The sequence below is a fragment of the Streptomyces sparsus genome, assembly GCF_054776295.1.
Genome location: NZ_BAAHCA010000065.1, coordinates 1 through 11,983 on the forward strand (window position 1 = coordinate 1; position 11,983 = coordinate 11,983).

Genomic DNA, 11,983 nt, shown 5'->3' on the forward strand with positions numbered 1-11,983 from the left:
CGGCGGGGAGCGGTGCCATGAGCACCGCCCCCGCCGTGCGCCCGCAGCACCCTCCGCACCGATCCATCGTCATCGACTTCCGAGAGAGACTCACCGACCATGGCGAACTACACCGCCGCTGACGTCAAGAAGCTCCGCGAGCTGACCGGCGCCGGCATGATGGACTGCAAGAAGGCGCTCGACGAGGCCGAGGGCAACGTCGACAAGGCCGTCGAGATCCTGCGCGTCAAGGGCCAGAAGGGCGTCGCCAAGCGCGAGTCCCGCACCGCGTCCAACGGCGCCGTGGTCTCCCTGATCGCCGACGACAACACCTCCGGCGTGCTGGTCGAGCTGAAGTGCGAGACGGACTTCGTCGCCAAGGGTGACAAGTTCCAGGCCGCCGCCGCGGCGATCGCCGCGCACGTGGCCGCCACCTCGCCGGCCGACATCGACGCGCTGCTCGCCTCCGACATGGACGGCACCACCGTCCGCGAGTTCGTGGACGAGAAGAACGCCGAGCTCGGCGAGAAGATCGTTCTCGACCGGTTCGCGCAGTTCACCGGCGGCTTCGTCGCCACCTACCTGCACCGCACCATGCCCGACCTGCCCCCGCAGGTCGGTGTGCTGGTCGAGCTGGACCAGGCCAACGCCGAGGTGGCGAAGGACGTCGCGCAGCACATCGCGGCCTTCTCGCCGACGTTCCTCTCCCGCGAGGACGTCCCGGCGGAGACGGTGGAGAACGAGCGCCGCGTCGCCGAGGCCACCGCGAAGGAGGAGGGCAAGCCCGAGGGCGCCCTGCCGAAGATCGTCGAGGGCCGGGTGAACGGCTTCTTCAAGGAGAACTGCCTCCTCGACCAGGCGTTCGCGAAGGACAACAAGAAGAGCGTCCAGAAGGTCCTGGACGAGGCCGGTGTCAGCCTGAAGCGCTTCGCCCGCTTCCGCGTCGGCGCCTGACCCACCCCGTACGCCCCGACACGTCGGCGGCGAACCGGACCCGGTCCCGCTAGGGTCGGGCACACGGCAGCTGAAAACGAGGAGGTCATTGCCAGAGGGAACCGCGAGGATCCGAAGGCAGTGGCCTCCTTCGTCTGTGCACGAGGAGATCTTCATGAGCAGCAAGCCCACCGACAAACACACCCCGCGCCGCTTTCTGCTGAAGCTCTCCGGTGAGGCGTTCTCCGGCGGTGGCGGACTCGGAGTCGACCCGGACGTCGTGCACAAGATCGCCCGCGAGATCGCAGCGGTGGTGCGGGACGGCGCGGAGATCGCCGTGGTCATCGGGGGCGGCAACTTCTTCCGCGGTGCCGAACTTCAGCAGCGAGGCATGGACCGGGCCCGTTCCGACTACATGGGCATGCTCGGCACGGTCATGAACTGCCTCGCCCTCCAGGACTTCCTGGAGAAGGAGGGCATCGACTCCCGGGTGCAGACGGCGATCACCATGGGGCAGGTCGCCGAGCCCTACATCCCGCTGCGCGCCATCCGGCACCTGGAGAAGGGCCGCGTGGTCATCTTCGGCGCCGGCATGGGCATGCCCTACTTCTCCACCGACACCACCTCCGCCCAGCGAGCCCTGGAGATCCACGCCGAGGGCATGCTGATGGGCAAGAACGGTGTGGACGGCGTCTACGACGCGGACCCCGCCAAGAACCCCGACGCGGTGAAATTCGACGCGCTCTCCTACGACGAGGTCATCACCCGCGACCTCAAGGTCGCCGACATGACGGCCATCACGCTGTGCCGCGACAACAAGCTGCCGATCCTGGTGTTCGAGCTGCTCGTCGAGGGCAATATCGCGCGGGCCGTGAAGGGTGAGAAGATCGGCACGCTCGTCAGCGCCCAGGACACCCGGGACTGACGCGCGCAGCAGCGCAGCGGCGGTACGTCAACGCCGTGGAACGGCACGGCTCGGGGATGGACAACAGCCTGCCGTTCCGACACCGTGCAGTAACCAAGGGCTTACCCGCTCATTCATCGAACCAGGAGCACGTGGTGATCGAAGAGACCCTCCTCGAAGCCGAGGAGAAGATGGAGAAGGCGGTCGTCGTCGCCAAGGAGGACTTCGCCGCGATTCGCACCGGTCGTGCGCACCCGGCGATGTTCAACAAGATCGTGGCGGAGTACTACGGGGCGCCGACGCCGATCAACCAGCTGGCGTCGTTCTCGGTGCCCGAGCCGCGTATGGCGGTGGTGACGCCGTTCGACAAGACGGCGCTGCGCAACATCGAGCAGGCCATCCGCGACTCCGACCTCGGCGTCAACCCGTCCAACGACGGCAGCATCATCCGGGTGAACTTCCCGGAGCTGACCCAGGAGCGGCGCAAGGAGTTCATCAAGGTCGCGAAGGCGAAGGCCGAGGACGCGAAGATCTCCATCCGCAGCATCCGGCGCAAGGCCAAGGAGAGCATCGACAAGTCCGTCAAGGACGGCGACATCGGTGAGGACGAGGGCCGTCGCGGTGAGAAGGAGCTCGACGACACGACCGCCAAGTACGTGGCTCAGGTGGACGAGCTGCTGAAGCACAAGGAAGCCGAGCTGCTCGAGGTCTGACAGGTCGGCAGGTCCCACGGGGCCCGGCAGGCCCGGCGTCCGGCCGGGCCGTTGGCCGAGCGGGCCGACGGGGCCCGCGAGGCCGGTGTCCGGCCGGTGTTGAGAGTGCGTCAGGTCCGAGGGGTCAGAGGTAAGGGCTGTAGATCAGTGAACGACTCATCCTGGGGAACGACCCCGAGAGCCGGGTTCCGGGGGCCGTCCGATCAGGAGCCCGTCGTGTCGGCGGGTCCCGCGCACCGGGTCGGTGATCCGGCGCACACTCGGCCCATGCCCATCGTGCCCGACGCCGGTGACGGGGACGACCGAGACGACGGTCGTCGACAGAACGGCCCGCACTTCCGAGACGAGCAGACCTTCGTGCCCCAGCCTGTTTCCGGTCCGCCCCCCAAGAAGCGGGCCGGCCGTGATCTGCGAGCCGCGATAGGGGTCGGTGTCGGCCTCGGTGCGGTCATCGTCGCTTCGCTGTTCCTGGTGAAGGAGGTCTTCCTCGCCGTGGTGGTCGCCGCGGTGGTGGTCGGCCTGTGGGAGCTGACGACGCGTCTCGCCCAGCGCAAGGACATCCGGGCGCCGCTCGTGCCGCTCGCCGTCGGTGGCGCGGCGATGGTCGTCGCCGGCTACGTGCGCGGTGCGGAGGGCGCCTGGGTGGCGATGGCGCTCACGTCGCTCGCGGTCCTCGTCTGGCGGATGACGGATTCACCGGACAACTACCTGCGGGACGTCACCGCCGGCATCTTCGCCGCGTTCTACGTCCCCTTCCTGGCGACCTTCGTCGCGCTGCTGCTGGCGGCCGAGGACGGTGCGTGGCGGGTGCTGACGTTCCTGCTCCTCACCGTGGTCAGCGACACCGGCGCCTACGCCGTCGGATGGCGGTTCGGCAAGCGCAAGCTCGCTCCGCGCATCAGCCCGGGCAAGACCCGTGAGGGACTGCTGGGCGCGGTGGGATGCGCCATGGTCGCCGGCGCACTGTGCCTGCACTTCCTGATCGACGGTGGCACCTGGTGGCAGGGTCTGCTCCTGGGCCTGGCCGTCGCGATCAGCGCCACGCTCGGTGACCTCGGCGAGTCGATGATCAAGCGCGATCTCGGTATCAAGGACATGGGCACGATGCTGCCGGGCCACGGCGGCATCATGGACCGGCTGGACTCCCTGCTGCCGACGGCCCCCGTCGTCTGGTTGGCACTCGTCGTGTTCGTCGGCGCGGGCTGACCACGCCCCCGACGACGCCGCCGGATCCCACGCCCCCGGCATTCACGGCCCCGGCACCACCACGCGGACCGGTGCCGCGGCCGTCCCGGCGAACGGCACGCCCCCGGTCGGAGACGCCTGACCGGGGGCGCCTGATCGGAGACGCCTGATCGGGGGCGACGGTCAGCGGCGGTGGCGGAAGCCGGTGAGCACCTCCTCGATGAACGGCGCCTTGTGCCGGGTGTACGCCTCGCGGTCGTCACGGAACCTGGCGGCGAGACCGTGCTTCAGCGCGGCGTAGCGCGCCGCGAGGGCGGGGTCCGCCCGGAGCGCGTCGCGGAAGTCGAGTTCGTCCAGGTAGCGCCGCGAGCCCACGGGCACCAGATGCAGGTGGTGGGTCCGCCGGGCCGGGTGCGGTTTGCAGAACCAGTGCATGACCTCGCTGCGGTAGGGCCAGTAGACGTAGCCCAGCGGCGCCAACTCCTCGATGCACGGCCGGGAACGTTCGAGGCCCTCCACACCGACGAGGATGTCGATGATCGGCTTGGCCGCCAGTCCGGGGACGGACGTGCTGCCGACGTGGTGGACGCCCTCCACCACCCAGGGGCCGATGCGTTCCAGCAGGGCGGCACGCTCCGCCTCGAACGCCAGCGACCAGTTCGGATCGTGGTCGGCGATGCGGACGGGCTCGTTCTCCTCCGACGCGTCAGTCCCGGACATCCCCCCAACATAGGACGCCGCTACGACACACGGCAGTGGCCCGCCCGGGTCCGGGGGACGGTCAGTCGTTCCGGGCCGCACGGGCGGGTGACGAAGGTGACCACCGTCCCACCGTCGGCGCAGCCGGACCGCACCCGTCCGTCTGCCACACTGGACGGACCATGCCTGTACCCGGAGAACTGGCAGCCATCACCCGCGAACGGGCCCCCTACCTGCGTGTTTGGCGTTGGTAGGGGGCCCGTTTCGGGTTACTGGGCCGTCTCTGGGCCGTCAGACTGGCTCCGAGAGGGCCAGAACACCCGGTCGACGGCGTTCCTCGTGCGCTCCTGACTCGACGGCATCAGGTGTGCGTACACCCGCAGCGTCAACGCCGGATCGGTATGCCCCAGGTACTGACTGACGGCCTTGATGCTCTCCCCGGCGTCCAGCAGAAGCGACGCGTAGAAGTGCCTCAGTGCGTGCATGCCGTGCTCGCGTGCGGACTCGTACTTGCCGCTTTCACCGGCGGCCGGGATGAGCCCCGCAAGCGCGAGCGCAGGTTTCCATTCCTGGATGTTGAAGTTGCTGCGCCACACCACGCCGCGCGCGGTGTTCGTGAACAGGAGACGGGCCGACACCTTGGGTCCGTCCGGCTTGCGCCACGGCAGCGTGATCTCAACCGGCTTGTACGCGTCCATGTGGGAGCGGAGCGCCTCAGCCACCGACGGCGGCATGGGTACGTCCCGCTCCTTGTTGCACTTCGGCGGGGCGAACACGGCCTTCCCCCGAATGAGCTTGATCTGTCGGACGACGTGCAGGACGCCGCCCTCGAAGTCGAGCGCGTCCTCAGCGAGTCCCACGATCTCACCCTGACGGAGCCCGCACCCCGCGCCCACGTCCACCATGGTCCGGTACCGCTCGGGGAGCGCCGCGCGTACCGCATGCACTTGCGTCGGCAACCACGGCACGACGCGTCGCCGCTCGGACGCCGGCGGACGGACGGACTTCGCGGAGCACGGGTTCCGGGGCAGCAGACCGTCATCCACAGCCGCGCTCAGCACGGCTCGAACGTCGCCGTAGATGTTCCGCGCGTACGCGCCGCTCACGGCGGGGTCCATCTCCAGCGCGCTCACGAGTCCGCGGATGTGCTCGGGCCGGAAGGAGTCCAGCGGTCGCGTACCGACGATGGGGAACGCATGCAGGCGCAGCCGCTGTTCGGCCACGATCTGACTGGACAGGTCCGCGCTGTGGGCCTTGAGCCACTTCTCGGCGTATCCCTTGAAGGTGATCCGGGCGGCGCGCGGGTCGATGTACTGCCCACGCGACATGTCGGAAGCGATGTCGGTGAGCCACGTCTCGGCGAGACGCTTCTGTCGGTCGGGGAAGCTCTTGGACTTCTCGGTGCCGTCGGGGCCGATGTAGCGGGCCCGGTAGCGCATGCCGGTGCCGTGGCGATCGGATTTAACGCGGACGGTCTTGCCGTCGGCGTTGGTCTCAGTCTTGAACCAGCGGTCTTGGACGTGACCTGCCAAGGTGGTGCTCCTGCCGGGGATGCGGCAGGGGCGCGACCGGCCGTGGTCGCGCCCCTGCGGGTGGTGTGGGTCAGGCTGCTTCGCGCTCGGATTCGGTGAGGGTGGTGATCCAGGCGTGGACGGCGGCGGGGTCGTAGCGGAGGTGTTTGCCGACACGGAAGGCGGGCGGGCCGGTGTGCTTCTTGCGCCAGGCGTAGACGGTTTCGAGCGGGACGGAGAACAGAGCGGCGATGTCCTCGGGGGTCAGGTAGCGGTCGGGAAGCCCGTTGCGGAGGGTGGCGCGGGGGTTTGCGGCAGTCGTCATGGCCACTGCTTCTCCTCGTTGGGGAGCGTGTCTGTCCGAGGTGCGGATTCCTGCGTCATCGCGTCACCTGCGTCATCTGGGGCTGTGACCTGGGGTTTTGGGTGACGCAGTCGTGTGGGTGTGCGTCACCGGTGCGTCATCGTCTGCGTCACCGGGTGACGCGGGTGACGCAGGGGTGACGCAGGGTCGGCCGTCTGCGTCACCCCTATCGGCGCAGATCAGGGGCCGTTTTCCGTCCCGGGTGACGCAGGTGACGCAGACCTTCCCTACTTAGGAAAGAGAGGGAGGGTGTCTGTAGTAGTGGCGGTGATCCTTCAGGCGAATGAGGGGCCCTTCGGGCACGTCTCTTGAGCGGCGTCCCGCCGAACAGCAAGAGGAGCACCCGGGGCGGCGTGCTCCTCTTGCTTTCCGGGTGACCGGGCGGTACGGGTCAGAACGCTGCCGTCTGCTCGGGGGGCGGGGGTCCGGCCTGGCGGGTCATTTCGAGGTAGCGGCCGGTCTTGGTGCGTCCGCTGTCGATGAGGACGCCCCGGGCCGCGAGGGTGGGCTGTAGGCGCTTGAGCCGGTCGGAGAGCACCTTGCCCGTGGTCGGCCACCCTTTAGGCAGGGGGCGTAGTTCGTCGCCGCTGTGGAGGCGGCTGAGGCAGTGCAGCCACTCGGTGGACGTCATGCGCTGGTCTGCGCCCGGTTCGATGCTGTCGGCGTGCCGAAGGACGGTCTGCGCGAGCAGGTCGCCTTCGATGACGTCGTCGTTGAGGTCGTCCAGGCTGGCCCGGTAGGCGGCGAGCGCTCCCAGGCCGGTTGCCGTGTCGAGCTGCGCGCACAGGTGCGCGAAGTCCGCCATCCGCAGGTCCGTGGGCGTCTCCGCCTCAGCCGCCCGCACCTTGACCGTCAGATCCAGCAACGAGCCGAGGATGACGGGCAGCACTTCCGCGTACTCCGCCCACAGTTCCGCTTCGGTGCGCCGGACCTTGGGCCGCTCCAGCCGCAGGGGCAGGAGGCGTTCGGCGAAGTCGGGGCGGATGACGCCGACGTCGATGCCGGTCAGCAGCAGGGGGCGGCGGTAGCCCAACCGGAATACGTCCCCGTCGGTGAACAGGGCGCGTTTGACGTTTTCGGCGCCGGTGACGATGCAGCACATCGCGTCGGACAGGTCGGGGGTCATGTGGGAGAGGTTGTCCAGTGCGGTGACCCATCCGGCGGCCACGGCTGCGATCAGGTTCTCCTCATCCTTCGGCGCCCGGCGCAGGTCCCCGCTCATGCCCTCGATGATCCGCAAGAGCATCCGCCCGCCGGTCGACTTCCCCGCGCCCTGCGGCCCGGTGAGGAACGGCGCGGGGACGGGCACGGACGGGCCGAGGCAGCCGATGAGCCAGGCGATGGCCAGGCACTCGGTCTCGGCGGTGGCGAAGTTGCACAGCCGCATGAGCAGGTCGATGCCCTTGCCGTTGGTGTCCTTGGCCGGCAGGGGCAGTTCCCCGGTGAGTTGGGTGCGGCGCCAGCACACCTCGCGCGGGCCGGGGACGGTGATGTCCCAGCCGGTGGGGTGGATGCGGACGGACTGCCCGTCGTCGCGCCCGAGGTCGAGCCACGTCGTTCCGTCGAAGCCGGGGGCGACGCGGATGTTCACGGGCTGGGTGTCCTCGGTCAGCGCCAGCGCCTCAATCAGGTCCAGCGCTTCCTTGAGCGCGGTGCCGTTGAACACGCCGACGCCGTCCTTGAACATGCCGACCATGAGTTCCTGTCGGTGGCTGCCCGTCGTGCCCTGCGAGCGGATCGGACGGGCCACGGGGTGCCCGTTCTTCTGCGCGTAGACGGTGCCGTCGGCGGTGCGGAAGTACCGGAAGTGCGCCTGTGCGTAGTCGGTGATGATCTCGCGGGCCGGAGTCTTCTCGTCGTCAGCCATGGTCACACTCCCAACCGGGTACGGGCGTTGGCCCACGCATCCGTGCAGTGCCGCGGGGACTCACCCTTGGCCTGAGCGGCAGTGAACAGCCGCGCCACGTGGGCGTCGGTGAGGCAGCCGCACCGGCCGTGCGTGGACAGCACCGCCAGGAACGTTGCGTAGACGGTGGCGTGGATCGCGCTGGTGGCGTCGATGATGCGCTGCTCGGCCATGGTGATGCCACGTTCCAGGTAGGCGGGCATGCGATGCCGACACTCCCCGCCCCCGGCGATCCTGGGTACGGCGGTGGCGTGCGGCGCGGGCCGGACTGGCGCGGGTTCCTTCACGGCCAGCGCGCGGACGACATCCGGCAGTGCGGTCAGGCGGCCGGTGCCGGGCCCGAGGTAGCGGGCGTAGGCCATGGTCGACTTGATGTCGACGCCGGGACGGACCGCGTTGTGTGAGGTCATGGCGCCCTGGTAGATCCAGTGCTCGCCCCGCGTCGTTGGCACGGTGCGTGTGGCGGGGAGCGCTTGGCGGGCCCAGGTGAGGGCGTCGGGGTCGTCCAGGTCCACGACGGTCAGCCCGGCACCGCCGGGGTGGTAGGCCATGGCCGCGGCTTGCTTCCATGCCGTCGACCAGGTGGGCCCGGTGATGACGGCGGGGTCGGTGGTGGCGGCGGCCCAGGCGTGGCAGGGGCGGGGGCAGGTGCAGGGGCCGGGGGTCTTCATGTTCGACCGGCCGCCGCAGGCGTTGTCCCGACAGGTGGGGCAGTTCCCGAACGGGACCTTCCCGGCCCTCAGTGGCAGGACGGGCACGCCCCGGGCGGCCAGATTCAGGGCGGTGCGCAGATGGCCGGGTACTCGCCGGATGGGGGTGGGTTGGGTCATGCTGTGTGTCTCCAGTTCTCTGAGTGCTGGCGGACGAGAGCGGCCCCGACTTCATTGGCGTGAGAGGGGGCCGCTTTCGTCTTGCCGGGGGTGTTCAGCAGTCGCAGTGGTCGGCCTTCTGGAGGCAGTCCCAGCAGCGGGGGCAGTCGCAGCCGCAGGCGCAGTCGGCGTGTTCGGCGCTGGTGCCGTGGCAGTAGCAGCCGGACTCACCACACGGCATCGGCTCGGTCTCGGGCATGCGCGGGTTCTCCTCGCTTTGGTTGCTGTGCGTGACGGGGAGGGAGGCAGGAGTCTCCGCAGGAAGCGGCGTTCTCCGGGGTTTTCGGGGGTGTGGCGGGGTGCCTCCCCTGCCTCCCCTGGCGGCGATCTGTGCTGATCAGGCGTGGGGAAGCGGGTCAGGGGACGCGCTTGGGGAGAACTCCCCACCTCCCCAGGCGCCTCCCCTTACGAAGCGTCACTTTCGGGGGTGTTGTCGTCGCGGTCCTCGATGCCTTCCAGGACGCGGGAGCGGCGGACGGTCATGATCCCGCCGAGCTTGCGCGGCTCGGCTCCGATGTCCGCGAGGACGGCCTTCAGGTCCGGGAACGTCCACTCGCTGTACTCGTTCGGCCACGTCGCCATGAGAGCGGCCAGGACTTCGGTGGACCGCATGGTCTCCCGGTCACCGAGGACGGTCAGGACGTTGGCCGGGTGGTCGGCGGGCTCATCGGCTGGCGCGTCAGGGGCAGGCGCCATGCCTTCGCGCAGGGTGAGGGCGCGTTTGACGATGGGGGTGATCTGGTCGGTGGTGGAGTCCTTGCGGACGTAGTAGGAGCGGATCAGCTCGAAGGGGTTTTTGGTGAAGCCGACGGTGAGGGCGGTGCCGATGTTCTCGGCGGGGTTGAGGTTGGTCGCGGTGATGCCGGCCTTGTGCTTGCCGGTGCCCAACAAGCCGTCGTTGGCGACGTGGTCGCCCACGGCGAACGCGACGCGGTGGTTGGTGTTGCGGGTGACGTCTTTCGGGATGCTGTCGGCCGTGGGGGAGACGGTCACGAAGATGAGGGTGATGCCGACCTTGCGGGCCTTCTTCATCACCTTCACCGCCAGTTCGGCGGCTTCGTCCCCGTACTTCTTGTGCATGAACAGCTCGTGGCACTCGTCGAACACCACGACCTTCGGCCGCATGCGCGGGTCGCGCTGGGCCAGGGCGCGGGTCAGGCGCACGTCGTCGCCTCCGAGCTGTTCCAGGAGCTTGCCCCGGTCGGTGACCTCCTGGCGCAGGGACCGCAGCGCCTTCACGGCCGCTTCGATCTGCTCGTCGTCGTCGCCCTTGACCAGGACCCGCAGGCGTTCGCGCATGGGGTCGTAGTCGACGTTGTAGGCCATGACGTAAGCCTCGATGTCGACCAGCGGGTCGAGCATGGCCCCCAGCAGCAGGGCGACGACCAGGGAGGACTTCCCCGATCCCATGATTCCGCCGACCATGTAGTTCGCGGCCATGAGCTTGCCGGACACCTGGTCACCGCGCTGGGACACCCCGACGGGCACCCCCTTGAAGTAGTCGGCTTCCCCGCCGGCCAGCAGCGGCCAGTCGGGGACCTTGCCCGACAGGGAACCGGGGTCGGCCACCCACAGGTCAAGGACGCTGGCTTCGGGTTCGGTGGGCCAGACCTCGACCGGTTTGCGCATCAGGTTGTGGGCCAGGACCGCTTTCTTGTCGTTGACCATCTCGACCGTGACACCCATGGGCATCTGCAGCCGGGAGTGCCACCCGTTGCCGAGCCGGGTGGTGGGGGCGACCCAACGGGGCTGCCACCCGGCCTTGAACGCCTGGTTCAGCTTCGGGATGCCCAGGTGCCGCAGCGCGTCCAGGATCGCCCCCTCATCCGGCACCACGTCCCGGCTCTCACCGGCAGCGGCGGGCATTGCCCAGGCGGGGGCGGCCTGCTGGTGGCGGCCGACCGCCCACACAGCGGCGAGAGCGAGCCACGGGCCGATCGCGAGGAGCGGGCCCCACACCACGGTCACGATCACCACCAGCAGCCGGATCAGCTCCACCAGCGCCATCAGCGGTGTGACGACGTCGGCGGGGTTCTTCGTGGCGATGGCGAGCGCGATCCCGACCGCCAGGAGTAACCCGAGTCCGCCGGCCGCACCGAACCCGGCGGCCTTGACCGCCTGTTGCGGTGCGGTCAGCAGGTCCATACGGCGCTTGTGCCGCTCGGCACGGAAGCGGTGGAGGCGCTCCTCCCACTGCGTGGCCTGCTCCAGGTTCCCCGCGGCTTCGGCGGCCCGCATCACCCGCTCGTACCGGGCGGCGGTCCGGCCGTCCCACGCACGGCGCGTGACGATCCGGGTCCCACCGACGACGTACATGCCGTGACGCACCGCCAGACGGCCCGCCTTCCGGGTCCGCTCGTCGGTGACTGCGGTGCGGACGGCCCGGCCGGTACGGACCCACAGCGGCATGACCGGCTGCGCAGGCGCGGCCAGTTTTTCGGATTGGGGGAGGGGTTTGACCAGCGACACGGGCGGTGCCGTGGCGGTGCGGTGGTCGTCGAGGTGGTGGACGGTTCCCATGGCGGCCTCGGCCGTCGGGTCGGTCATGATGGGCACTCCTGCTCTCTCATGGTGGAGCGGCGGGGGCCCCGGGTCGGCCGGTTGCTGCCAGGCGGACAGCCGACCCGGTGGTACAGCTACGGGCGGGCGCGCTCGACCGCGCGCAGCCGCTTCTCCGCAGCGACCCGGGCGGCCTTCGCGGTCGGCTTCTCCGTGCGGTCGGCGCAGCGCTCAGCGACCCGCGCGGCGGCCAGCGCGTCACGGGCAACGTCGTACTGCCGCTGCCAGGCGGCCTGCTCGCCTCGGGCCCGGTCGGTGGCGTCCCGGTCGATGCGGTCCAGCTCGCGTTCGATGCGGGAGGTGTCGCCGTAGGCGCCGTGCGCGCCCTTCAGCAGCAGCTTCGCTCGCTTGGCCTTCTCGG

The 11,983-nt window shown here is 69.6% G+C and carries 12 protein-coding genes; 4 read left to right on the forward strand and 8 right to left on the reverse strand.

All coding sequences use genetic code 11. The features are described 5' to 3' along the window. The first annotated feature begins 99 nt into the window (after window positions 1–99). From tsf to ACYVE9_RS06530, 4 genes are all read left to right on the forward strand, one after another. Window positions 100–933, forward strand: coding sequence for a translation elongation factor Ts (gene tsf, locus ACYVE9_RS06515; protein WP_461026762.1), 834 nt, complete (start codon window positions 100–102; stop codon window positions 931–933). Window positions 934–1,087: 154 nt separating this feature from the next. Continuing rightward, a complete protein-coding gene (pyrH, locus tag ACYVE9_RS06520; RefSeq protein WP_461026763.1) occupies window positions 1,088–1,837 on the forward strand; it encodes a UMP kinase in 750 nt (249 codons plus the stop codon). A 134-nt stretch (window positions 1,838–1,971) separates the two neighbouring features. Next, the gene (gene frr / locus ACYVE9_RS06525) at window positions 1,972–2,529 is read left to right on the forward strand and encodes a ribosome recycling factor (RefSeq protein ID WP_461026764.1); all 558 of its coding nucleotides are present in this window, start codon (window positions 1,972–1,974) and stop codon (window positions 2,527–2,529) included. A 147-nt stretch (window positions 2,530–2,676) separates the two neighbouring features. Next, window positions 2,677–3,735, forward strand: a complete 1,059-nt coding sequence (locus ACYVE9_RS06530) for a phosphatidate cytidylyltransferase (RefSeq protein ID WP_461026765.1) — start codon at window positions 2,677–2,679, stop codon at window positions 3,733–3,735. Between the two features lie 162 nt (window positions 3,736–3,897). Here ACYVE9_RS06530 and ACYVE9_RS06535 read toward each other — a convergent pair whose 3' ends face one another. The 8 genes from ACYVE9_RS06535 to ACYVE9_RS06570 form a co-directional block, all read right to left on the reverse strand. Next, on the reverse strand, window positions 3,898–4,434 hold the full coding sequence (locus ACYVE9_RS06535) for a GrpB family protein (protein WP_461026766.1): 537 nt from the start codon (window positions 4,432–4,434) through the stop codon (window positions 3,898–3,900). Window positions 4,435–4,682: 248 nt separating this feature from the next. Then, window positions 4,683–5,945 (reverse strand): tyrosine-type recombinase/integrase, encoded by a 1,263-nt coding sequence (locus ACYVE9_RS06540; RefSeq protein WP_461026767.1) that lies wholly within the window; start codon window positions 5,943–5,945, stop codon window positions 4,683–4,685. A gap of 70 nt (window positions 5,946–6,015) precedes the next feature. Beyond that, complete coding sequence (locus ACYVE9_RS06545; protein ID WP_461026768.1) at window positions 6,016–6,249, reverse strand: helix-turn-helix transcriptional regulator; 234 nt, start codon at window positions 6,247–6,249, stop codon at window positions 6,016–6,018. Window positions 6,250–6,679: 430 nt separating this feature from the next. Further along, window positions 6,680–8,155, reverse strand: coding sequence for an ATP-binding protein (locus tag ACYVE9_RS06550; RefSeq protein WP_461026769.1), 1,476 nt, complete (start codon window positions 8,153–8,155; stop codon window positions 6,680–6,682). Between the two features lie 2 nt (window positions 8,156–8,157). Further along, window positions 8,158–9,024, reverse strand: coding sequence for a bifunctional DNA primase/polymerase (locus ACYVE9_RS06555; protein WP_461026770.1), 867 nt, complete (start codon window positions 9,022–9,024; stop codon window positions 8,158–8,160). A 94-nt stretch (window positions 9,025–9,118) separates the two neighbouring features. Beyond that, the gene (locus tag ACYVE9_RS06560) at window positions 9,119–9,262 is read right to left on the reverse strand and encodes a hypothetical protein (protein ID WP_461026771.1); all 144 of its coding nucleotides are present in this window, start codon (window positions 9,260–9,262) and stop codon (window positions 9,119–9,121) included. A 206-nt stretch (window positions 9,263–9,468) separates the two neighbouring features. Beyond that, window positions 9,469–11,610: an FtsK/SpoIIIE domain-containing protein gene (locus ACYVE9_RS06565; RefSeq protein WP_461026772.1), complete on the reverse strand. Its 2,142-nt coding sequence runs from the start codon at window positions 11,608–11,610 to the stop codon at window positions 9,469–9,471. Window positions 11,611–11,699: 89 nt separating this feature from the next. Then, a partial coding sequence (locus ACYVE9_RS06570) for a hypothetical protein (RefSeq protein ID WP_461026773.1) occupies window positions 11,700–11,983 on the reverse strand: 284 nt, incomplete at its 5' end.